This window comes from Flavobacterium collinsii, assembly GCF_902804485.1.
Classification (GTDB): domain Bacteria; phylum Bacteroidota; class Bacteroidia; order Flavobacteriales; family Flavobacteriaceae; genus Flavobacterium; species Flavobacterium collinsii.
This window is the reverse complement of sequence record NZ_CADCST010000071.1, coordinates 107,835-130,722: the sequence shown is the minus strand read 5'-3', so window position 1 is coordinate 130,722 and position 22,888 is coordinate 107,835. Positions and strand designations below refer to the sequence as shown.

The following is a 22,888-nucleotide window of genomic DNA, read 5'->3' as shown; positions in this document are numbered from 1 at the left end:
AAAAAAGACTTATGGGATGTAGCGGTAAGGAATGTTATTTCTTTGATTCTTTGTATAATGGCACCGCCGAACAAGCCTCGCCATACATAATACTTCTTGCAAAAGGCTGTAAATAAGTTGCAGCCAAAATGTAAGCACGGGTTGGAACAGGTTTTCGGGAACATCCTTTTACAATGACAGGTTTGTTTTTGTAAGCAGAGTAATCAAGCTTGCTCAGTATCTCTTCGTATAAACTCGCTTCCAGATCCTCTAGAGTTCCATTGACTACTTTTTTGGAAAAAGGAGCCAATTGTATAGCAACAAGAATAGAAGACCATGCCGGAACAATTGCATCTGTGCTACAGTTTATAGCCACATATTGATCCTGGTATTGCGACCAATCGTGATTTTTTAAATGCTCTCTAAAATCTTTTTCTTTTAATAAAAAACCTTCTAAAAGCCATTGTGATATATCGATTTGCACACGCGCTCCTTTTGGGTAATAATCTTCAAGATCAAATACCTCCAAAGCACTATTGGCAACTTTATTGATGATTTCTTCCATTTTTATTTAGTTATCAATTACAGTCACAGTCACAGGATTTAACTGTGACTGTGACTGTAAACTGTATGCCTTTTTAAAGCATTCCTAATTCTAATTTTGCTTCTTCGCTCATTAAATCTTTACTCCATGGCGGATCGAAAGTAATTTCAACATCAACATCCTTTATGTTTTCAATTGTTTTTACTTTTTCTTCCACTTCTCTTGGTAAGCTTTCTGCAACAGGACAGTTTGGAGAAGTTAGGGTCATTAAGATTTTTACTTCGTAATCAGTATTGACCATTACATCGTAAATTAATCCTAACTCATATATGTCTACAGGAATTTCCGGATCATAAATGCCTTTTAAAACTTTTACGATTGATTCTCCTAATTCGTTTGTGTCTATTTCTTGTTCCATTGTTTTTGTTTTTTGAACACTAAGTGTTTTTATTTTTTACCATTAAGATATTAAGAGAAATTAAGGCTGACGCTTTATGAAACTTAATGGCTTAAGGGGTAATTTTTTTAATTTTTATTTTTTGCGTCAAAAGCCAATGCGTACATTTTGATGTTTTTAATCATCGATACCAAGCCATTCGCACGTGTTGCAGATAAATGTTCTTTTAGACCAATTTCGTCAATAAAATCAACATCGGCGCTTAAAATATCGGATGCTTTTTGATTGGAGAATGTACGAATTAAAATCGCGATAATTCCTTTAGTTAAAATGGCATCACTATCGGCAGTAAAGACAATATTATCTTCTTTCTGTTCTCCTTGCAGCCAAACTTTAGACTGACATCCTTTGATTAAATTGTCGTCGGTTTTATATTCTTCTTTGATTAACGGAAGACTTTTTCCTAATTCGATGATGTACTCGTAACGTTGCATCCAGTCATCAAACATCGAAAATTCGTCGATTATTTCGTTTTGTATTTCTTTTATCGTCATAATTATTTTTTCGTAAAATCCAGTAGCAAATTTACCAAATTTTCTATCTCTTTTGGAGGGTATCCATCGTCGAAACCCTGAGTTTCATATATTTTCTGATTCTGAGTGACTTTTAAATTTCCCAGAGCAGCTCCATCATGAAAACGTTTTTGTGTTTGGCCTTTTAAGTCGGGAATAGTTTTGAGATTGATTTTCGAAAATTGAGCTACAATCTGTTTCCATTTTAAATCATCTATTTTGCTTTCAACGGGCTGAACATTGCGGCCATTGGTAATCGAAACCATTTTATTCTGTACCACGATCACTTTGTAAATACCTCGGGAAACGGCAGAATATTCAATTTCAGTACCTTTCATATCAGCTTTTTTTTGGCTGGAACAGCTTGTTCCTATAAAAAACGTTAAGAGCAACAAAGATAATATTCTCATAATTTTTTTAGCTTAACATCGTTTTTGCCTTTTTAATGGCCTCAACCATTATGTCAATTTCTTCTTTGGTGTTGTAAAAAGAAAAAGAGGCGCGAATAGTTCCCGGAATGCAGAAAAAGTTCATAATTGGTTGGGCACAATGGTGTCCGGTTCTAACGGCGATTCCCAGTTTATCGATAATTGAACCAATATCGTACGGATGAATGCCATCAATATTAAACGAAACTACAGAGGCTTTATTTCCGGTTCCGTAAATTTTCAGACCTTCAATTTCTAATAAACGTTTGGTTGCGTGCTCTAATAAATGTGTTTCGTGCTGATGAATATTGTGAAAACCAATGTGGTTCAAATAATCAACGGCAGTTCCTAAAACAATTCCGCCAGCAATATTAGGAGTTCCTGCTTCAAATTTATGAGGCAAATCAGCATAAGTTGTTTTCTCGAAAGTAACTTCTTTGATCATTTCGCCACCACCCTGGTAAGGAGGTAATTTGTTTAACCATTCTTCTTTTCCGTAAAGAATTCCGGTTCCGGTTGGTCCGCACATCTTATGTCCTGAAAAAGCATAAAAATCACAATCTAAATCCTGAACGTCAGGTTTTAAATGAGGAACAGCCTGTGCACCATCGATCAAAACAGCCGCACCAACAGCATGAGCTTTTTCGATCATATACTTGATCGGATTAATAATTCCTAATGCGTTCGAAATGTGATTCACCGTTACCACTTTAGTCTTTTCAGACAATAAGGCATCGTAAGCTTCCATTATAAGCTCACCCTCCTCATTCATCGGAATAACTTTAAGTGTTGCTCCCGTTTTCTCACATAACATTTGCCAGGGCACGATATTACTGTGATGTTCTAATGAAGAAACAATTACTTCGTCTCCTGGTTTTAAAATTGAAGCAAAACCGTTGGTTACTAAGTTGATTCCGTGAGTAGTTCCTGAAGTAAAAAGTACTTCATGCGAAAATTTCGCATTGATATGATGTTGGATTTTGACTCTTGAAATTTCGTAAGCATCAGTTGCCAATTGACTTAAAGTATGAACACCACGATGAATGTTGGCGTTGATCTCCTGATAATACTTTGCGATCGCATCAATCACAATTTGTGGTTTTTGTGAGGTCGCGCCGTTGTCGAAATATACTAAAGGTTTTCCGTTTACTTTTTCTGAAAGTATCGGAAAATCAGCTCTTATTTTTTGGATGTCTAACATGTCTTATTTAGAAAAATTCTACCTACAAAAGTACTAAAACAAAATTGGTTTATCCATTAAAACTATAATTTCCTTTTATGGTACCATCAATTGAGGGTTTATATATTGATTCTTTAAAATTCGTTCGGTTTTTTTAGTTTTATGAATTTTATTTCTAAAATAAGTTGTGTAATCTTGATTGTAAATTATTTATATTGCATTAAAATTATCTTTAGCTATATGAAAAAAATTCTAAAATTACTTGTCTTTGTTTTAGTTCTTGCGTTTTTGTATTTTGGTTTTACTACTTATTCCAAACTTGATTTGATTTCAGGCTTTTCGGCCAAAAGTGTAGCATCAGGTCATTTTATTGATCATCGTTCGAAGGAATTAATCGAAAAAACCGATAATGATATTAACATGATTACTTTAGCCACGAACACTATTAATGACGCAGGAAAATTTGCTACTTCTACGGTTTATGGTCTAAAAGAAAGAAAGGCGATTTACAGAGAGGGATTGGGCGCAATTTTGATAAATGATGATTTTGATGTTTCGAAGCCTTATCTGCTTCCAAAGAGAACTAAATTAGTCAATAGTCTTCCTTTTCCTTATGGGAATAACGAACCAAAAGATTCCGCTTTTGCGAATATTAATTATTCAAAATTGAAAAAAGCCATTGATGATTCTTTCGATAAAAAAGGTGGAAAAGCAAAACGTACACGAGCAGTTGTAGTTTTGTATAAAGACAAATTGATTGGCGAAAAATATGATACTGGTTTTAGTAAAGACAGTAAAATTCTGGGTTGGTCAATGACTAAAAGTATTGTAAGTTCGGCTTTTGGAGTTTTGGCCAAACAGCGAAAAATAGATATTTATAAACCTGCTCCAATTGCAGAATGGCAAAATGACGATCGTAAAATTATTACGATTAATGATTTGCTTCATATGAATTCAGGTCTGGAATGGGAGGAGGATTATACTAAAATTTGTGATGCAACTGAAATGCTTTTTCAGGCTGAGGATATGGGGAAGGTACAAATGGATAAACCGGCTAAGCATAAACCTAATTCGCATTGGTATTACTCTTCCGGAACTACTAACTTATTATCGCGAATTTTAAGAAGTCAGTTTAAAACGCAGCAGGAATATCTTGATTTTTGGTATAGTGCCGTAATCGATAAAATCGGAATGAACTCGATGATTGTGGAACAGGATATGTCGGGAATTTTTGTGGGATCTTCTTATGCCTGGGCGACAGCGAGAGATTGGTCAAAATTTGGATTGTTGTATTTGCATAAAGGAAACTGGAACGGAGAGCAGGTCTTAGAGGAAAACTGGGTAAAGTATACCGCAACTCCAACGAATACTTCAAATGGAGGTTATGGAGCTCAGTTTTGGTTAAATGCCGGAGGGAAGTTTCCCGATGCGCCTCGTGATATGTTTTATTGTAATGGTTATCAGGGACAAATGGTAGCGATTATTCCGTCTCTGGATATGGTAATTGTTAGGATGGGAGTGAATGAAGGAGGTTATTATTTTGATTTTAATGAATTTCTGAAGGAGGTTATTTCTTCAGTAAAAAAATAAATATAACTGCAAAGACGCCCAGTAAAAAGCGCAAAGTTCGCAAAGCTTAAAATAAAACTTTGCGAACTTTGCTTAAATGTTAGCGCTCCTTGTGGTTAAACACTATTACAAATCAAATCCTAAATTAACGCATAATTTCGTAGCGATGATTTTAGTAATTCTTTGTTTTAATTCCGGTATTTTAATGCTTTCGATTACCGCATTTGAGAATGCGTACATCAATAACGCTTTAGCTTCTTTTTTCGGGATTCCACGAGACTGCATGTAGAACATTGCGGTTTCGTCTAATTGTCCAACGGTACAGCCGTGAGAACATTTTACGTCGTCAGCAAAAATCTCTAATTGAGGTTTGGCATTGATGGTTGCTTTGTCACTCAATAAAATGTTGTTGCTTTTTTGGAAAGCATTTGTTTTTTGAGCTTCTTTTTCTACCAATACTTTTCCGTTGAAAACTCCAGTTGAGCGATCAGAGAAAATCCCTTTATAATCTTGGAAACTTTCGCAATTTGGTGTTGCGTGATTTACCAAAGTATAATGGTCTACGTGTTGTTTATCGTTTAGAATAGAAATTCCGTTTAGCGTGCTTGTTAATCTTTCTCCAAAATGGTAAAAGTTTAAGTTGTTACGCGTTAGATTCCCTCCAAATGAGAAAGTGTGTACATAAGCATGACTTTCTTGTTGTTGAGAAACATAAGTGTTGTCAATTAAATTTGCTTCACTATTGTCGTTCTGAATTTTGTAATAATCCACAATCGCACGTTTTTGAGCAAAAATCTCGGTAACAGAATTTGTTAAAACCGGATTTTCGTTCAGGCTTTGGTGACGTTCGATGATTTGTACATGTGAATTTTCGCCCACAATGATCAAATTTCTTGGCTGAACCATTAATGCAGCTTCATTACCTGTAGAGAAATACATGATTTCGATAGGTTTGTCGGCGACTTTCTTTTTTGGAATATTGATAAAGGCTCCTTCGCTTGCAAAAGCAGTATTCAACGAAGTTAAACTTTCATCTTTACTTGCAATCTGATTGAAGTAGGTATCAATAATCATTTTATATTTAGGTTTGGTCAATGCCGAAGACATTAAACAAACATCAATTCCATCATGTGTGGTAGAAGATAAATGCGAACTAAAAACACCATCAATAAAGACCAATTTATAGGTGTCGATTTCGTGTAAAAAGTATTTTTTTACCTGATTAAATTCAATTGCATTTTCCTGCTTTGGAAAAACCGTAAAGTCATTTTTTAAGATGGCGTTTAACGATGTGTATTTCCAAGCTTCTTCTTTTTTGGTTGGGAAACCTTTATTTTCAAAGTTTTTTAGTGCTTTGGTGCGAATATCATGCAGATCTGAATGTACATCGACACGCTCTTCAAAAGCCATAAAAGACGATACTAATTTTTCTTTTAAATCCATTTTCGTAGTTGTAAGTTATAAGTTATGAGTTATGAGTTTTTGTAAACTGTAAACTGTAACTGTTAACTAGTTTTCTGCTTTAATCCAGTCGTATCCTTTTTCTTCCAGTTCGTAGGCTAGTTCTTTTCCTCCTGATTTTACGATTCTTCCATTGTAAAGAACGTGAACGAAATCCGGAACGATATAATCTAACAAACGTTGGTAGTGCGTGATTACGATGATGGCGTTTTTCTCGCTTTTCAATTTATTAACACCATTAGCCACAATTCTTAGCGCGTCGATATCAAGACCCGAATCTGTTTCGTCAAGGATGGCTAATTTTGGCTCTAACATTGCCATTTGAAAAATCTCATTTCTTTTTTTCTCTCCTCCTGAAAAACCTTCGTTTAGGGAGCGAGATAAAAATTTACGATCGATTTCTAATAACTCAGATTTCTCACGAATTACTTTTAGCATTTCATTAGCAGGCATTTCTTCCTGACCGTTTGCTTTACGAGTTTCGTTGATTGCAGTTTTCATGAAGTTGGTTACACTAACTCCTGGAATTTCTACAGGGTATTGAAAAGAAAGGAAAACTCCTTTGTGTGCTCTTTCTTCAGGAGCAAGATCAGCAAGATCTTCTCCGTCAAGGAAAACTTCTCCGTCAGTAACTTCGTAGTTTTCGTTTCCGGCAATTACAGCCGAAAGTGTACTTTTTCCAGAACCATTTGGTCCCATGATAGCGTGTACTTCGCCAGCTTTAACTTCTATATTAATTCCTTTAAGGATTTCTTTATCACCAATTGAGGCGTGAAGGTTTTTTATTGATAACATTGTTTTTTTATTTTATATAAATGTCAATTCTATTTTTGTTGTTTGGTTTAAGATGTTGGCATTAAAATGCGCGTGTCCTAAATATTCCATGCCTAGATAATCGGCTGATTTTTTGAAAGGAATGTAAAAACTATCTTCAATTTCATTGTCGTGTGAATTTGAAATCACACCAATTTTCTTTCCTCTGAGTTTTCTTCCGGTTTCTTTTTCAATTCGGATTAAATCCGAAAAGCGATCAAAGAATACCTTCATGATTCCACTCATATTATACCAATATATGGGCGTTGCAAAAATTAAAGTGTCGTACTTTTCGATGATACCTTTAATTAAAGGGAAAAAATCATCTTCTCTGTTCTTACTTTCGTAATCATAATAGGAAATATTATAATCACTCAGATCAATTACCTCTATTCCGGTTTCTTTAGAAATTTCATCCGCAATTCGGGTTGTGTTTCCGTTTTTTCTGGATGAACCTAAAATGATTACTTTCTTACCTTCCATTTTGTGATTAACCTACAGATCCTTCTAGAGAAATTTCTAATAATTTTTGAGCTTCAACAGCAAATTCCATTGGTAACTTGTTCAAAACATCTTTACTGAAACCGTTTACAATTAGGGCAATCGCTTTTTCAGTTGGGATACCTCTTTGGTTACAATAAAAAACCTGATCTTCTCCAATTTTACTTGTAGTTGCTTCGTGCTCTATTTTGGCTGATGGATTTTTACTTTCGATATAAGGGAAAGTATGCGCCCCGCAATTGTTTCCCATTAAAAGAGAATCACATTGAGAAAAGTTACGTGCATTTTCCGCTCTTGGACTAATCTGAACTAATCCGCGGTAACTGTTTTGTGATTTACCGGCTGAAATACCTTTGGAAATAATAGTCGATTTAGTGTTTTTCCCTAAATGGATCATTTTAGTTCCTGTATCAGCTTGCTGGAAATTATTGGTAACGGCAATAGAGTAAAATTCTCCAACCGAGTTGTCTCCTTTTAGTACGCAAGAAGGATATTTCCAAGTCACAGCAGAACCTGTTTCCACCTGGGTCCATGAAATTTTAGCGTTTGTTTCGCACAAACCTCTTTTGGTAACGAAGTTATAAACTCCACCTTTTCCTTCTTTGTTTCCAGGGAACCAGTTCTGAACGGTAGAATATTTAATTTCAGCGTCATCCAAAGCGATTAATTCAACCACTGCAGCGTGCAATTGGTTTTCGTCACGACTTGGGGCAGTACAGCCTTCCAGGTAAGAAACGTAGCTTCCTTCGTCAGCAATAACCAAAGTTCTTTCGAACTGACCTGTTCCTGCCTGATTGATTCTGAAATAAGTTGAAAGTTCCATTGGGCAACGTACGCCTTTTGGAATATAACAGAAACTTCCGTCAGAGAAAACTGCTGAGTTTAATGCTGCGTAGAAGTTATCTTTTTGAGGTACAACAGTTCCTAAGTATTTTTTAACTAATTCTGGATGTTCTTTTATTGCTTCTGAAATTGGGCAAAAAATGATTCCTTTTTCAGCAAGAGTCTTTTTGAAGGTTGTAGCTACAGAAACAGAATCGACTACAATATCCATAGCGACATTGTTCATCATTTTTTGTTCATCGACAGAGATACCTAACTTTTTGTACATTTCTAAAAGTTCAGGATCTACATCATCCAAAGTTTTGTTTGGATCTACTTGTTTTGGAGCAGAATAATAAGAGATTGCTTGAAAGTCTGGTTTTGCATAATGAACATTTGCCCATTCTGGTTCAATCATTTCTTTCCAGGCGCGAAAAGCTTCAATGCGCCAATCGGTCATCCACTGAGGTTCTTCTTTTTTAAGGGAAATAGCTCTTACGATGTCTTCATTTAAGCCAATAGGAAATGTCTCCGATTCAATATCAGTATAAAATCCGTATTCGTATTCTTTAGTTTCGAGTTCGATTTTTAAATCGTCTTCAGTGTATTTTGACATTTTTTAGTTTTTTAAAACGCTTAAAAAGTGATTTTCTTAAGCGTTTAAATTTTTGCTTTTGTTAGATTCTTTTAATTTACAGCGAAAAAGATTCTCCGCATCCACAAGTTCTGCTTGCATTTGGATTATTGAATACAAATCCTTTTCCGTTCAATCCTCCTGAAAATTCAAGTATTGTTCCGGCTAAATACAGGAATGATTTTTTTTCAACTGCGATTGTTATGTCGTTGTCTACAAATATTTTATCGTCGTCGCCTTTCGTTTTATCAAATTTTAAATCATATGACAAACCAGAGCATCCACCACTTTTTACGCCTACTCTTACGTAGTCGCTGGCGGCATCAAAACCATCATCTTTCATCAAGTCGATGATTTTCTTTTTTGCTGTATCAGAAACTTTTATCATTGTTTATGGTATTTGTTTTTGCTTTCATTTCAATTTGCTTTCAAAACAGTAATCCAATTATTACATTTTAAAGTGCTGTCTTTCAATGTTGAAATGAAATTATCCGCAAAGATACGACTTAAAAACCTTTTTCCATAACGGTTCACATTATTATAACAAATGTTAAAATAGATATTAGTTATATTATGGAAGGGAGGTATTATTTATGATAGAAAAAAAGGAATAAGAAGTGTTCGGATTTTTTTTAAACAATGAGGTTTTGATTTTTTTAAACAGAAAATTTTAGCATAAGGTGATTGTATTTCCTAGCTTTGTTTTCCTATTAGAAATATATCCACATGAAACTTTACCCTATAGAATCCGGAAATTTTAAATTAGATGGAGGCGCCATGTTTGGCGTTGTCCCTAAAACCATCTGGAACAAAACCAACCCGGCCGATGCGAATAATTTAATTGATATTGCGGCACGTTGCCTGCTTATTGAAGATGGAAACCGCCTGATTTTGATTGATACCGGAATGGGAGATAAGCAATCGGAAAAATTTTTCGGCTATTATTCACTTTGGGGATCACATTCGATAGATAAATCTTTGGCGAAATATGGTTTTCATAGGGATGATATTACTGACGTTTTTATGACGCATTTGCATTTTGACCATTGTGGTGGGAGCGTACAATGGAATTCAGACAAAACAGGATATGAGCCGGCGTTTAAAAATGCCAAATACTGGAGCAACGAGAATCACTGGGAATGGGCAACAAAACCCAATGCCCGTGAAAAAGCTTCTTTTCTTTCAGAGAATATTTTACCCATGCAGGAAAGCGGACAGCTGAATTTTATTAAGCGCCCTGAAAGTGATTTTGGTTTTTCTGAAGAATTGAATTTTGGAATTTATTATGTGGATGGTCATACTGAAAAACAAATGATTCCGCATATTCAGTATCAGGATAAAACGATCGTTTTCTGTGCCGATTTGCTGGCTACAGCAGGGCATATCCCGTTGCCCTATGTAATGGGTTATGATACACGACCTTTGTTAACAATGCCGGAGAAATCAAAATTTTTAAATGCTGCTGCAGACAACAATCATTATTTGTTTTTGGAACATGATGCTCACAATCAAATTATAACGGTGGAACATACCGAAAAAGGAGTTCGATTGAAGGATGTCTTTACTTGTGAAGAAATTCTTTAGAAGAAACTTAAAATATAAAAAATCCTGTTTTCAGTATGTCGAAAACAGGATTTTTTGGTTTAACTAATTGTAATTATTAAGATTTTTAATTGGTTTTGAATTTCCAAATCTGACCAATGGTTTCCCCTCCTTTATTGTCTTTTACGACAATTTTCCAGAAGTATTGGGTTGTTGGTTCTAATGTGACATCAAGTGAAGTTGCGCTTGTGTTCTCACTTATTTTTGCTGTAGGCGGATTGGTTTTTCCAAAATAAACATCGTAGGTAAGAACATCGTTGCTATCAACATCTGCAGCTTTCCATTTTAAAGAAGCGGTTGTTGTATTCAAAAGAGAGTTTACAGCTGGCTGTATTAATTCTGGAGAAAAAGGCAAATGATTTACAACTGCATCACCACTGGTGTAGAGTTTAAATGTAGAAGAATAGCTACTTGCCAGTCCTTTGCTGTCAGTCGCTTTTACTCTCCAATAATAGGCAGTGTTTTTCTCTAGTGTGATCGAAGTATCATTAGTAGTCACTTCTGAAGATTTTACAATTTGTGCAAACGTATTTTCTTTTGCTACCTGAATCTGATAGGTTATAGCATCTTTATTTGAATCTGTAGAAAGATCCCATTGAAAGGAAACGGTATTGTCTACGCATAATTTGTTATCAATCGGAGCTTTTAACGCAGGTACAGTTGGTGCCGCATTGACCGCTTCCGGAGATCCTGAATCATCACCACCGCCGCAAGCTGCGAATAAAAGACCAATGATTGTAAGGGATATAAAATTCTTCATCTTTATTTTTTTATAATTTTAATGTATTCCGGAGTCTCTAAATAGATTTTGGCAGCATAAATTCCTGAAGGGTGATTTTCAAGATTTAATAGTGCTTTTCCGTTTTCGATAGTGTACGTTTTAGTCGAAACTAATTGACCGGAAAAACTATATAATTCTATTTTAACTTCCTTTTTAGTACCTGGAATCTCTATTTCAAAACTTCCTGAAGTAGGGTTTGGATAAGCCGACAAAATTTGTGATTCGAAATCTGAAACCGATACTTTTTTGGCAAAAATACCTTCACAAGCTTTTGCAGTCGCTACTTCTACCAGGGCATTCTTATTAACATCCACAGAGAAAGCAACATCATTAGTTTGAAATTGCTCTGTTCCGTTAACAAAAACAGTAAACGGAGCCGTTCCTTCCGTAATTTCAACATTAACCGTTTTAGCAGTTACGCTTGATTTTCCTGCAACAGTAGCACCTTTTGCAATGGTAACCGTAAAGTTTTGTTCGAAAATCACATCTGGAATCGTAATCTTGATTTTGTAGCTTCCTGGAGCCAGAGCGTTAACTTTTAAACTATTGGCGGTAAAAGTATAAGGCTTGTCGTTTATAGTCGCAGTATAAGCATATGTTGCCTTACCAAGAATGCTTATTTCTCCATTATTCTCACCAAGACAAGATTCACTCTTCGTTTCAATGGTGAAATTGTAGGCAGACAAATTCAATTCTCCGGTACATTCTGTATTGTAAGTTGCAGAAGCATCTTTTTTGTATGGCCAATTGGTGTTGGCATAGGTTACGTCATCAACCAAAATACAAGATAGTTTTGGATTTGATGAAAAAGAGACATAATTGTTGTTTAGTAATGTGTTTTTACCATTTTTAAGATTTAAACTGGTTAATTGATTTGAGTTTACGATCAAACTGGTTAATAGAGGGTTTTTTGAAACATCGATTGTTCCAATTTTATTCTCGTTAACTTCAAGACCATTTAATAAAACATTATTTGAAATATCAATAGCTGTTAATTGACATTTTTTAGCATTTAAATAAGTTAGAGCTTTATTTTGAGAAACATCTAAAGTTGTTAACTCATTTGAAAAAACACTTAAACTAGTTAAAGCTGTATTTTTAGAAGTATTTAAAGCTGTTATTTTGTTTGCGTAAACACTTAGTCCTTTTAAGGCTGAATTTGCAGTTACATCAATATTTGTAATTTGATTTGAACCAACCTCTAATCGAGTTAATGCTGTATTTTTAGATACATTAATCTCTGTTAGTTTGTTATTATCCGCAACTAAAGTTTGTAAAGCTAAGTTGTTTGAAACATTTAATTCCGTCAATTTATTAGCGCCACAATTTAGAGATTCTAAAGCAGTATTTTTAGAAAGCTCTAATGTTGTAATCTGATTATCTGCTATGTCTAAAATTTTTAATTTTAGGTTTTTAGAAAGGTCTATTTTAGTAATTGCTCCATGATAGCAATAAAGACTTTCTAATGATTTAAAATCTTCAATTCCTGTTAAGTCTGTTACTCTATTTCCTAAGTCAATCGCAGATATCGACGTAATATTTTCAATTTTTGAAGTCAAAACTTTTCCGTCAATTTCACCAGAATCATAACCTTGAGAAATTAATATTTTCTCAAATCTTGGATCAGGAATTAAAGTGTATTGAAAGTTTGGCGGACATGCTGCAGCCGAATAGCTTGCAGTTGCGTCTTTAGCAACCCATTTTTCTGTAGAAAAAGCAGCATCGTCAACCTGAATACAACGTAAGTTTGGATTTTCAGTAAAGTTTCCAAAAGTCATATTTTGCATATTAGCATTATTGCCGTTCTTTAGATTCAGGGTATATAAATTGTTACCAGCACAATCAAATTCTCTTAACTTTATGTTTTTAGAAACATCTAAATCTCTCAACTTATTAAAACTAACGCTTAAAGCAGTAAGGTTAGTGAAGTAAGATAAGTCAAGATTTGTGAATTCATTATTGCTGATGTTTAGATTAGTTAATGAAGTACTTGCTCTAAAAAACGAAGCGCTTAGTTTGTTTTTACTTATATTTAAACTTGTCAGTGATTTGTATTTTAGGGCATCAAAAACAGTCAATTGATTGTTACTGCAGTCTAAAGATGTTAATGAAGAGAAATCTTGTAATCCTGTTAAATCAGTAATCTCACTATTTGAGATGTTTAAGCTAGTTAAAAAGACAATATTCATTGTAGCAACTTTTCCATTTTTCCCATCCTTGTCGATACCAAGACTTATAAGTTTCGTTTCAAATTTTGGATCTGGAATTAATGTATAAGGTACTGTAACTGGACAAACGTCTGTTGAAAAAGCAGCAGTTTGATCTTTTTTGGTTTTCCAATTTTCATTAGAATATGCAGCATTATCAACTTGAATGCAAGTTAAATCAGGATTAGCTGTAAAGTCTAAATTCGTTAATAAAGTATTTGCCCCATTTTTGATGTTAAGGTTTGCTAATTTATTTCCAGAAAGAATAATTACAGTTAGTTTTGAGTTTTTCGATAAATCTAATACTCTCAGTTGGTTTTCAAAGGCGTTAAATTCAGTCAGTTCTGTATTTTTTGACAGATCTAAAGAAATTAATTCTCCACGATATACGCTCAGGCGAGTTAGTTTCGTATTTTGACTTAAGTCTAACGTTTTAAGTTTGTTGCCTGTGATACTCAAAGAAGTTAAATTAACATTTTTTGAAAGATTTAAAGTAGTGAGTTGCGATGAGCTTAAACTCAAAGAAGTTAAATTAACATTTTTTGAAAGATTGATATCCTGAATAGAATTTGAATCGGCTGTCAAATAAGTTAAAGCTTGACTTTTAGAAACATCTAAGGTAGTTAAAGGATTATTAGAAACATCTAACTGAATTAAAGATGTAAAACCTTCAATACCTGTTAAGTCTTTAATATTTCGGTTTCTTAACTCATTCATGTATTTAACTTGTGAGATATTTTCGGTTTTTACTTTTCCGTTTTTACCATCCCTGTCGATTTTTTGAGCAATAAGGAAATCTTCGAAATTTGAATCGGGGATAAGAGTATAAACTTCACAATCTAAGCTAAAACTAGCAGAAGGGTCTTTGGTAACACTCCAATTTTCTGTAGCTGAAATATTAGCAACCATAATACAAGTTAAAGTGCTGTTACTAGCTGCGTTTAAAGTTTTTAATGCGCTATTTTTAGACAAATCAACTTTTGTAATTAAATTGTTAGAGATATTTAAAGTTTGCAAAGCCGTAAAGCCTTGAAGACCTGTTAAATTTTTAATAGAGCTGTTAGATACATCTAATGAAGTAACATTGTTGATACTAGAGTTTAAAACGGCACCATTTCTACCATCAGTATCGATTCCAAGACTGATTAATTTGTCTTCGAATGCTAAATCAGTAATTGTGGTTGCAAGACCGCAATTCAATGCATTATAGTTTACTTCTGGATCTTTTATTTCGGACCAGTTAGTATTAGAATACTCAATATTATCAACCTGAATACAGCTTAAGTTTGCGTTTCCTTTAAAATTAGGGTAATAGGTTGACCCAGATCTTCCTTCTATATTTGTAAAATAGATCCCTACATTTTTTACGAAGTTTGAATTATTTCCATTCTGTAAATTCAGGCTTGTCAAATTGTTATTCCCGCAGTTTAGAAAAGTTAAAGCAGTATTCTTGCTTAAATCCAATGAAGGTATTTGATTTGTCGAACAGCTTAAAGTTTTTAATAGTTTATTATTACTGACATCAAGGGCTGTTAATTTATTACCGCCAATTAGTGCTACTTCTAATGCTGTGTTTTTCGACAAGTCTAAAGAGCTTATGTTGCTGCTTTGAAGTTCCAGCATTTTTAATGCAGTATTTTGGCTTAAATTCAGTTCTTCAATTTGAACTTGCCAAACTTCTAATTCTAAAAGTTTAGTGTTTTTTGTAAGATCTAAAGTTTTTAAAACACGAGCACTTCCGTTAGCACCGGCAACTAAATACTCAAGTGCAGTATTTGAAGAGGTGTCAAACGTCGTTAGGTTATTACTTGTACAATCTAAAAATGTCAATTTAGTATTAGCTTTTAAGTTTAAATTGGTAAGCGAATTGTAGCCTACATTTAACTTCTCTAAAGCTAAATTATTACTTAGATCTAAGGTAGTCAATCCGTTACTGCTGCAACTTAAAGTTGTTAAAGATGTGTTTTGAGTTACATCTAAGTTTTTAAGTGGATTTGAATTTATTTTTAATGATTCTAAAGCAGTGTTTTTGGTAAAACTTATAGCTTTAAGTTGGTTGCTTGAAGCGTCTAACGATTTTAAGTTTAAATTGTTTGAAACGTCTAATGTTGTTAATTTGTTTCTATCAACTTGCAAAGTAGTAAGAGATTTATTTGCAGAGACTTCTAAAGTTGTCAAGTTGTTATTAAAGGCTAAAACTTGTGTCAATTTAGTGTTTTTTGATATATTCAATACACTCAATTTGTTTCCGTAAACCGATAAGTCATTTAACTCTGTATTTTTTGAAAGATCTAAATTTTCAATCTCATTAAAATAGCATTTTAAGCTGGTTAAAGCTGTAAATCCTTCAATACCAGATAGGTTTTTGATATTTGCACTTGAAACATCTAAAATTGTAACTCCTTCAATGCTTTCGGTATTTACTTTTCCATTTTTACCATCTTTATCAATACGCAGCGCAATAAGCTTGTCTTCAAAGTTTGAATCTGGAATTAAAGTAAAAGTGTCACAATTTAAATTAAAACTTACTGCTTCGTCTTTAGTCGTTGCCCATTTTAAAGCTGCGTCAACATCTGTAACTTGTATGCATTTTAAAGAAGAATTATTAGAGCAATTTAAAGTATTCAAAAATTTATTTTGAGAAACATTTAATCGTTTTAATGAATTACCGGAACAATTTAATGTTGTTAAAGAAGTAAAGCCTTCAATTCCGGTAAGTTTTGTCAGTGAGCTATTAGAAACATCTAAAGTAGTTATTGCAGCAATGCTAGAGTTTAAAACAGCCCCATTTTTACCATCTGTGTCAATTTTTAAAGCGATCAGCTTATCTTCAAAAGCAGTATCTAAGACTGTCATTGAACCACATTCAAAAGGGTAAAAAGTTGATTCTGTATCTTTATATATCCACGTAGTTTTTGCATATTCTACATTATCTACAGCAATGCAATTAAGTTTTGGATTATCTCGAATATAAATACTATTTGTTTTTAGAAGGGAATTATTGCCGTTTTTCAAGTTTAACGTTGAAAGTTGGTTTGATTCGCAGGTTAAATAAGTTAAAGCAATGTTTTTACTTAAATCAAGACTGGTTAATTTGTTGTTACGTATAAACAATTTTGATAATTTCGTATTGCTGGAAAGATCAAGTGAAGTTAACTGATTGTCAAAGCAATAAATCGTCTGTAAATTTATATTTTCTTTTAAGTTAAGAGATGTTAATTTATTACCTTCAACTGATAATGAGCTTAAAGCTTTATTGTTAGATAAGTCTAAACTGGTAAGTTGATTGTTTTCGCAGCCTAAAGTTATTAATTGTAAGTTCTTGCTAAGATTAAGACTCTTCAGTTTTCCATTGCCACCAGTTTGAGAGGAATATGTTGAGCCTTTGCAAAACAAACTTTGTAATGCTGTAAAGTCTTGTATTCCGGTTAGGTCAGAAACAAGAGCTCCATCTACGGTAATCGTTTTTACGGTGTTAACATTCGAAGTCAAAACTTTGCCATCGACAGTTCCAGAATCAATTCCTAAAGAAATAAGAGCTTTTTCAAACTCGATATCAGGAATAAGAGTATATTGTTCAGTTCCCGCGACATAAACTTTAACATCGTCAATTAGGACATCAAACGCTTCGCCGTCAAAACTAAAAGTTGAAATAGATAAATCATAAGAAAGGTTAGCATCTGGCGTAAAACTAGATTCTCTCTCAGTCCATAAATTATTTGTAGCAAAAGTACTTCTAGATAATGTAGTAGCACTTCCGGTCTTGGAAATATTCAATGAAATAGGATGACTTCCGTTATAATTATTAGTGAGATATTTATACCTAAATCTTACAGTATAAGTAACTCCTCCTTTTAATGGAACTTGATTGGTAATTTTAGGAGATAGTGTTATATATTTTAAATTGATACTGTTGTCTCCCTGAATAGCCTCAAAGCTGCGGGAGAAAGAATTTTCATTTGACCAAGAGGTTGGAAAATTAGATTGCCAGCTTTCGAATCCGCCATTCGGAACTAAGTTGGTTTGTGCATAAATAGAAAAATTTGCCAGTAACAGCAAGAAGAGTAGTTTTGTTTTCATAGATTCGGTTTAGAATTCAATCGCGCAATTGTACAAATTTCGATTGGTATTTCCTTACGGGAAGACGTAATAAATACTTTCTTTTAAAAGTTTAAAAAGCGTATACTAAACGAGCTGTTTTTCTTAGAGGATAAATAGTGTAAGATTTTTGATTCAGATGAAGATTATAAGGTTCTTAAGGTTTCTTAAATGTTAAGGCAAAATTCATAAGGCGGTGTTAATCGTTAGTTTTATGTAACAAAAAATCATAATTTAGGCCCATGTTTAACTTTAAAATATTTATTAGATACATGAGTCATATAAAACATTTCAAACTATCTGCTTTTACATTAATCGTGTTAGCAGGTTGCAGTACCACTTTGCAAGCGCAAAAATCGGCTACACAAGAATTTATTAAAGCTCCTTTAACTGTTGTTAAAAAAGCTCCTGTTAGCGAAAACGAATTAAAAAGATGGAGTCATCTTGATCTAATCAAAGATTCAATTCCGGGAATGAGTGTCGATAGGGTTTATGCTGAATTATTACAAGGTAAAACAGGAAAAAAAGTGATCGTTGGAATTGTAGATTCTGGTGTCGATATCGAACATGAAGATCTAAAAGGGATGATCTGGACGAATCCTAAAGAAATTCCGGGTAACGGAATCGACGATGATAAAAACGGGTTTGTGGATGATATTCACGGGTGGAATTTCTTAGGAAATGCTGTTCATGAAAATCTTGAAATGACGCGTGTGATTAAAAAAGGAGATGATGGTTCTGCTGAATATAAAAATGCTTTAGTACAATATGAAGAAAAATATAAAAAAGTTTTAGAAGAGAAACAACAAGTAGATTTTTTAATTGATGTTCATAATACTATAAAAAAGGAGTTAAATAAAGCAACTTATAAATTAGAAGATTTAAACAAGATTACTTCAACTGATTCAAAATTAGTCGATAGCAAAATGATTATGACTCAGATTTTTACTAGCGCTGGACCAACTTTTGACCCTGAAGCAGAATTTGAAGATTATAGAGAATCAGTCTACGATCAATTAAATTACAACTTAAACAAAGAGTACGACGGTAGAAAAATTGTAGGTGATAATCCGGAGGACATTAAAAATACAAATTATGGAAATAATATTGTTTTTGGACCTGATAAAGAGAAAGCACTTCACGGAACGCACGTAGCAGGAATCATTGCACAAATTCGAGGGAATAACTTAGGAGGAGACGGAGTTAGTAATAATGTAGAAATCCTGACTGTAAGAGCCGTTCCTGACGGTGATGAGTATGACAAAGATATTGCCTTAGCTATTCGTTATGCAGTAGACAATGGAGCAAAAATAATCAACGGAAGTTTCGGAAAGAGTTTTTCTCCTCATAAAAAATGGGTTTGTGATGCGATAAAATATGCGGCAAAAAAAGATGTTTTAATTGTGCACGCAGCTGGAAACGATGGTTATAACATAGACGAGATAAGAAACATCAATTATCCAAACGATTCAGAAGATAACGTCAAAGAATTTGCAGACAATATGATTACAATTGGTGCTATAAATAAACAATATGGTGAAAATGTTGTGTCTTCATTTTCTAACTTTGGAAAAATTAATGTTGATGTTTTTGCTCCGGGAGAAGAAATTTATGCAACGATTCCGAATAGTAAATATAAATATTCCCAAGGAACTTCAATGGCTTCTCCAAATGCGGCGGGAGTTGCAGCATTGATTCGTTCTTACTATCCAAAATTAAAAGCAGCCCAGGTGAAGCAAATTTTAATGGATTCAGGAGTTTCGCTTCCATCAATGGTAGTCTTAGGTACAAATCCAAATCCTGATGCAAAACCTGTAGCGGTTTCATCTGCAGAATCTTCAAGAACAGCTAAAATGGTCAACGCTTACAACGCTTTATTGATGGCCGAAAAAATGTCAAAAAAATAACTAAAACCAAATATTAATTAATGGAAGAGTGTGAGCTCTTCCATTTTGATTGAAATAACGATGCGAAAAATTATACTATTATCTTTTTTGAGTTTGGGTTTAAACTCAGCATTTGCGCAAAGTGCACCTTACTGGCAACAGCATGTTGACTACAAAATGGAAGTATCCATGGATGTGAAAAATTATCAATACAAAGGGAAACAAGAGTTGGTGTATACCAACAATTCTCCTGATACGTTAAGAAAAGTTTTTTATCATTTGTTTTTAAATGCGTTTCAGCCGGGAAGTGAAATGGATGCACGTTTGCATACTATAAAAGATCCCGATGGAAGAATGGTGTCTAAGGTTAAAGGTGCGGATGGAAAAGAAACCAAACAAAGCCGAATCGAAACTTTAAAACCAAATGAAATAGGATACTTAAAAATTTCAGATTTTAAACAAGACGGAGTTTCAGCACAAACAAGAGTTTCCGGAACCATTTTAGAAGTGACTTTGGCGAAACCAATTTTACCAAATTCTAAAACGATATTTACGTTAGATTTTGACGGACAAGTTCCGGTTCAGGTTCGTCGTACAGGACGTAACAATTCTGAAGGAGTAGAATTGTCAATGTCGCAATGGTACCCAAAATTAGCCGAATTTGATTTTGAAGGCTGGCATGCAGATCCATATATAGCGAGAGAATTTCATGGAGTTTGGGGGAATTTTGATGTAAAAATTACAATCGACAAAGAGTATACTATTGGTGGTTCAGGATATTTACAAGACAAAAATCAAATTGGCCATGGTTATGAAGACGCAGGTGTAACCGTTACTTATCCAAAGAAAACAAAAACATTGACATGGCATTTTATTGCGCCAAATGTTCATGATTTTACCTGGGCAGCTGATAAAGAATACACACACGATATTGTAAAAGGACCTAATGATGTTGATTTACATTTCTTCTACAAAAACAATCCGAAAACTACGGCAAACTGGAAACAATTAGAGCCTTTAATGGTTAAAGTAATGGATTATTACAACCACAGAGTTGGAGCATATCCGTACAAACAATACTCTTTTATTCAAGGTGGAGACGGTGGAATGGAGTACGCAATGTGTACTTTGATGCTTGGAAACGGAACTCTTGAAGGAATTTTAGGAACAGCAACTCATGAACTTGGACATTCATGGTTTCAGCATATTTTAGCTTCAAATGAATCAAAGCACCCTTGGATGGATGAAGGTTTTACAACTTACATCGAAGACAGCGCTTTGAATGAATTAAAAGGCGATAAAAAAGAAGTTAATCCATTTGAAGGAAATTATAAGGCTTATTACAGTTTGGTGAATTCTGGTAAAGAACAGCCTCAGACGACTCATGGGGACCGTTATGACGAAAACCGTCCGTATAGCATTTCATCTTATGTAAAAGGAAGTCTTTTTCTTTCTCAGTTAGAATATGTAATTGGAAAAGATAATGTTGACGCTACCTTAAAAAGATATTTTAATGATTTTAAATTCAAACATCCAACTCCAAACGACATCAAAAGATCTGCAGAGAGAGTTTCAGGAGCAGAATTAGATTGGTATTTAATTGATTGGACAGGAACGACCAATACAATCGATTATGGTATTAAAGATGTATCTGATAATGCAGGAAAAACCAATATCACTTTAGAAAGAATTGGAAGAATGCCAATGCCAATTGATTTGAAAGTAGAATATACTGACGGAACTTCTGAGAATTTCTACATTCCGTTAAGAATGATGAACTTCATTAAACCGAATCCGAATCCAAACGAAAAAAGAACTGTTTTAGAAGATTGGGCCTGGGCACAATCGAACTATAGTTTTACAATAGACAAAAACAAAACAGCAATCAAAAAAATCACGATTGATCCAAGCGGATTAATGGCGGATGTAAAAGCTGCAAATAATGTATATGAGGTGAAATAATTTTCGTCTTAGAATATAAAAAAGTCTCGTTTAATTTTAGAAATAAATTTTAAACGAGACTTTTTCATTATAATAGAATTTTTGCTAAAAATAAGAGTGAGATTAAAAAGAACTGAAAAATCCGCGTAAACTAATTTCATCGATACAATCCTTTGTAAATTAAAGGCATAAAAAAACGCACAATTGTGCGTTTTTTTATTTTATATATAGCTTGTTATCCTAAATGTTCTAACATATCTTTTGTCATTGATTCCAGATCAAAAGTATGTTTCCAGTCCCAGTCTTCTCTTGCCTCAGTATCGTCAATACTTGCCGGCCAGCTGTCTGCAATTTTCTGACGGAAATCAGGATTGTATGTTATTTCAAAATCAGGAATATGTTTTTTAATTTCAGCAGCAATTTCAGTAGGAGTGAAACTCATTGCGGCTAAATTGTATGAAGAATGTATTTTGATTTTCTCTGCTGGTACTTTCATAATATTAATGGTTGCATCAATTGCATCATCCATATACATCATTGGCATTTTTGTTTCAGAGGATAAAAAGCACTCGTATTTTTTATCAGCAATAGCCTTGTAGAAAATATCTACAGCATAATCTGTAGTTCCGCCACCCGGAGGAGTCGACCAGCTAATTAAACCAGGATAACGAATGCTTCGAACATCAACACCATAAATATTATGGTAGTATTCGCACCATCTTTCTCCGGCTTGTTTACTAATTCCGTAAACAGTAGAAGGTTCCATTACAGTATATTGAGGTGTATTTTCTTTAGGTGTAGTAGGTCCAAAAACGGCAATACTGGAAGGCCAGAAAATCTTTTTTATCTTTTTGGCTTTTGCTAAATTTAAAACGTGAAATAATGAATTCATATTCAGATCCCAGGCAAATGCAGGATTTTTCTCGGCTGTAGCCGACAAAAGCGCCGCCATCAAATAAATATCAGTAATTTGATGTACTTCAACAAGATGCTCGATTTGGTTAAAATCTAAGGCATTGACCACTTCAAACGGACCAGAATTAACAACGTCAGTATTTAATTTTCTAATATCAGACGCAATAACATTGTTTGTTCCGTATAGTTTGCGCAGTTTTTGAGTCAGTTCTGTCCCAATCTGACCGCAGGCACCAATGATTAATATTTTTGGATTCATTTTTTGAATGGTTTTTTTAGAGAGACAAATATAACGTTTCCTCAATTATTTTTACTTTTCAGAAGAACAAATTATAAATTTAACAACGATAAAGATTCTTTTTTGGATTATTCGTTGTTGAGTAAGGAATATAAATTAAAATTTATAAGTATTTTCAACCAGGAATTTGTGGTTTTTTGATAAGTCTTACAAACAGGAATCCACGAATTCAGAATCCTCTACTGGTTGATGAATAAAGTAATTTGTATCAAAAATCAGAATTCGTAATTGTAAAATTACTTTGTAACTTTGTAGCTTAA

Annotated in this window: 17 protein-coding genes; 4 read left to right on the top strand and 13 right to left on the bottom strand. The window is 33.8% G+C overall.

The window, feature by feature from the left end:
* Positions 1 to 34 precede the first annotated feature (34 nt).
* The 5 genes from FLA105534_RS07390 to FLA105534_RS07370 all read right to left on the bottom strand — a co-directional run bounded on the left by FLA105534_RS07390 (position 35) and on the right by FLA105534_RS07370 (position 3,121).
* Positions 35 to 544 (bottom strand): DUF2480 family protein, encoded by a 510-nt coding sequence (locus tag FLA105534_RS07390; RefSeq protein ID WP_173965385.1) that lies wholly within the window; start codon positions 542 to 544, stop codon positions 35 to 37.
* 73 nt (positions 545 to 617) lie between these two features.
* Positions 618 to 941, bottom strand: coding sequence for an SUF system Fe-S cluster assembly protein (locus FLA105534_RS07385; RefSeq protein WP_017494560.1), 324 nt, complete (start codon positions 939 to 941; stop codon positions 618 to 620).
* A gap of 107 nt (positions 942 to 1,048) precedes the next feature.
* A complete protein-coding gene (locus FLA105534_RS07380) occupies positions 1,049 to 1,474 on the bottom strand; it encodes a SufE family protein (RefSeq protein WP_173965384.1) in 426 nt (141 codons plus the stop codon).
* 2 nt (positions 1,475 to 1,476) lie between these two features.
* On the bottom strand, positions 1,477 to 1,830 hold the full coding sequence (locus tag FLA105534_RS07375) for a hypothetical protein (protein WP_246253188.1): 354 nt from the start codon (positions 1,828 to 1,830) through the stop codon (positions 1,477 to 1,479).
* 79 nt (positions 1,831 to 1,909) lie between these two features.
* The gene (locus FLA105534_RS07370) at positions 1,910 to 3,121 is read right to left on the bottom strand and encodes an aminotransferase class V-fold PLP-dependent enzyme (RefSeq protein WP_173965382.1); all 1,212 of its coding nucleotides are present in this window, start codon (positions 3,119 to 3,121) and stop codon (positions 1,910 to 1,912) included.
* A gap of 219 nt (positions 3,122 to 3,340) precedes the next feature.
* On the opposite strand from FLA105534_RS07370, the gene FLA105534_RS07365 reads away from it, so the two are divergent.
* Positions 3,341 to 4,690: a serine hydrolase domain-containing protein gene (locus FLA105534_RS07365; RefSeq protein WP_173965381.1), complete on the top strand. Its 1,350-nt coding sequence runs from the start codon at positions 3,341 to 3,343 to the stop codon at positions 4,688 to 4,690.
* Between the two features lie 105 nt (positions 4,691 to 4,795).
* Here the strand turns inward: FLA105534_RS07365 and sufD are convergent, their stop codons facing one another.
* The 5 genes from sufD to FLA105534_RS07340 form a co-directional block, all read right to left on the bottom strand.
* The gene (gene sufD / locus FLA105534_RS07360) at positions 4,796 to 6,112 is read right to left on the bottom strand and encodes a Fe-S cluster assembly protein SufD (RefSeq protein WP_173965380.1); all 1,317 of its coding nucleotides are present in this window, start codon (positions 6,110 to 6,112) and stop codon (positions 4,796 to 4,798) included.
* 66 nt (positions 6,113 to 6,178) lie between these two features.
* Positions 6,179 to 6,925: a Fe-S cluster assembly ATPase SufC gene (gene sufC / locus FLA105534_RS07355; protein ID WP_017494567.1), complete on the bottom strand. Its 747-nt coding sequence runs from the start codon at positions 6,923 to 6,925 to the stop codon at positions 6,179 to 6,181.
* Positions 6,926 to 6,937: 12 nt separating this feature from the next.
* Positions 6,938 to 7,426 carry a flavodoxin family protein gene (locus FLA105534_RS07350; RefSeq protein WP_173965379.1) on the bottom strand — a complete coding sequence of 163 codons (489 nt, stop codon included), beginning with the start codon at positions 7,424 to 7,426 and terminating at the stop codon, positions 6,938 to 6,940.
* Between the two features lie 7 nt (positions 7,427 to 7,433).
* Entirely contained in the window at positions 7,434 to 8,882 is a 1,449-nt protein-coding gene (sufB, locus tag FLA105534_RS07345; RefSeq protein ID WP_173965378.1) for a Fe-S cluster assembly protein SufB, read from the bottom strand.
* Positions 8,883 to 8,958: 76 nt separating this feature from the next.
* Positions 8,959 to 9,288, bottom strand: coding sequence for a HesB/IscA family protein (locus tag FLA105534_RS07340; RefSeq protein WP_055097560.1), 330 nt, complete (start codon positions 9,286 to 9,288; stop codon positions 8,959 to 8,961).
* A 338-nt stretch (positions 9,289 to 9,626) separates the two neighbouring features.
* Here FLA105534_RS07340 and FLA105534_RS07335 point away from each other — a divergent pair, with 338 nt between their 5' ends.
* Positions 9,627 to 10,484 carry an MBL fold metallo-hydrolase gene (locus FLA105534_RS07335; RefSeq protein WP_173965377.1) on the top strand — a complete coding sequence of 286 codons (858 nt, stop codon included), beginning with the start codon at positions 9,627 to 9,629 and terminating at the stop codon, positions 10,482 to 10,484.
* Positions 10,485 to 10,569: 85 nt separating this feature from the next.
* On the opposite strand, the gene FLA105534_RS07330 is transcribed toward FLA105534_RS07335, so the two are convergent.
* Positions 10,570 to 11,262: a glycoside hydrolase family 78 protein gene (locus tag FLA105534_RS07330; RefSeq protein ID WP_173965376.1), complete on the bottom strand. Its 693-nt coding sequence runs from the start codon at positions 11,260 to 11,262 to the stop codon at positions 10,570 to 10,572.
* A 2-nt stretch (positions 11,263 to 11,264) separates the two neighbouring features.
* Complete coding sequence (locus FLA105534_RS07325) at positions 11,265 to 17,570, bottom strand: T9SS type A sorting domain-containing protein (protein WP_173965375.1); 6,306 nt, start codon at positions 17,568 to 17,570, stop codon at positions 11,265 to 11,267.
* A gap of 290 nt (positions 17,571 to 17,860) precedes the next feature.
* Here FLA105534_RS07325 and FLA105534_RS07320 point away from each other — a divergent pair, with 290 nt between their 5' ends.
* Positions 17,861 to 19,495 carry a S8 family peptidase gene (locus FLA105534_RS07320; RefSeq protein WP_173965374.1) on the top strand — a complete coding sequence of 545 codons (1,635 nt, stop codon included), beginning with the start codon at positions 17,861 to 17,863 and terminating at the stop codon, positions 19,493 to 19,495.
* A gap of 60 nt (positions 19,496 to 19,555) precedes the next feature.
* A complete protein-coding gene (locus tag FLA105534_RS07315) occupies positions 19,556 to 21,436 on the top strand; it encodes a M1 family metallopeptidase (protein WP_173965373.1) in 1,881 nt (626 codons plus the stop codon).
* Positions 21,437 to 21,650: 214 nt separating this feature from the next.
* On the opposite strand, the gene FLA105534_RS07310 is transcribed toward FLA105534_RS07315, so the two are convergent.
* A complete protein-coding gene (locus FLA105534_RS07310; protein ID WP_173965372.1) occupies positions 21,651 to 22,589 on the bottom strand; it encodes an L-threonine 3-dehydrogenase in 939 nt (312 codons plus the stop codon).
* Positions 22,590 to 22,888: the final 299 nt, after the last annotated feature.

Excerpts from the sequence above, each read along its gene's own strand:
- FLA105534_RS07350 (WP_173965379.1), bottom strand. The coding sequence starts at position 7,426 with ATGGAAGGTAAGAAAGTAATCATTTTAGGTTCATCCAGAAAAAACGGA.
- FLA105534_RS07385 (WP_017494560.1), bottom strand. The coding sequence starts at position 941 with ATGGAACAAGAAATAGACACAAACGAATTAGGAGAATCAATCGTAAAA.
- FLA105534_RS07335 (WP_173965377.1), top strand. The coding sequence starts at position 9,627 with ATGAAACTTTACCCTATAGAATCCGGAAATTTTAAATTAGATGGAGGC.
- FLA105534_RS07330 (WP_173965376.1), bottom strand. The coding sequence starts at position 11,262 with ATGAAGAATTTTATATCCCTTACAATCATTGGTCTTTTATTCGCAGCT.
- FLA105534_RS07310 (WP_173965372.1), bottom strand. The coding sequence starts at position 22,589 with ATGAATCCAAAAATATTAATCATTGGTGCCTGCGGTCAGATTGGGACA.
- FLA105534_RS07325 (WP_173965375.1), bottom strand. The coding sequence starts at position 17,570 with ATGAAAACAAAACTACTCTTCTTGCTGTTACTGGCAAATTTTTCTATT.
- sufD (WP_173965380.1), bottom strand. The coding sequence starts at position 6,112 with ATGGATTTAAAAGAAAAATTAGTATCGTCTTTTATGGCTTTTGAAGAG.
- FLA105534_RS07380 (WP_173965384.1), bottom strand. The coding sequence starts at position 1,474 with ATGACGATAAAAGAAATACAAAACGAAATAATCGACGAATTTTCGATG.
- FLA105534_RS07390 (WP_173965385.1), bottom strand. The coding sequence starts at position 544 with ATGGAAGAAATCATCAATAAAGTTGCCAATAGTGCTTTGGAGGTATTT.
- FLA105534_RS07365 (WP_173965381.1), top strand. The coding sequence starts at position 3,341 with ATGAAAAAAATTCTAAAATTACTTGTCTTTGTTTTAGTTCTTGCGTTT.
- FLA105534_RS07370 (WP_173965382.1), bottom strand. The coding sequence starts at position 3,121 with ATGTTAGACATCCAAAAAATAAGAGCTGATTTTCCGATACTTTCAGAA.
- FLA105534_RS07315 (WP_173965373.1), top strand. The coding sequence starts at position 19,556 with ATGCGAAAAATTATACTATTATCTTTTTTGAGTTTGGGTTTAAACTCA.
- FLA105534_RS07320 (WP_173965374.1), top strand. The coding sequence starts at position 17,861 with ATGAGTCATATAAAACATTTCAAACTATCTGCTTTTACATTAATCGTG.
- sufB (WP_173965378.1), bottom strand. The coding sequence starts at position 8,882 with ATGTCAAAATACACTGAAGACGATTTAAAAATCGAACTCGAAACTAAA.
- sufC (WP_017494567.1), bottom strand. The coding sequence starts at position 6,925 with ATGTTATCAATAAAAAACCTTCACGCCTCAATTGGTGATAAAGAAATC.
- FLA105534_RS07340 (WP_055097560.1), bottom strand. The coding sequence starts at position 9,288 with ATGATAAAAGTTTCTGATACAGCAAAAAAGAAAATCATCGACTTGATG.
- FLA105534_RS07375 (WP_246253188.1), bottom strand. The coding sequence starts at position 1,830 with ATGAAAGGTACTGAAATTGAATATTCTGCCGTTTCCCGAGGTATTTAC.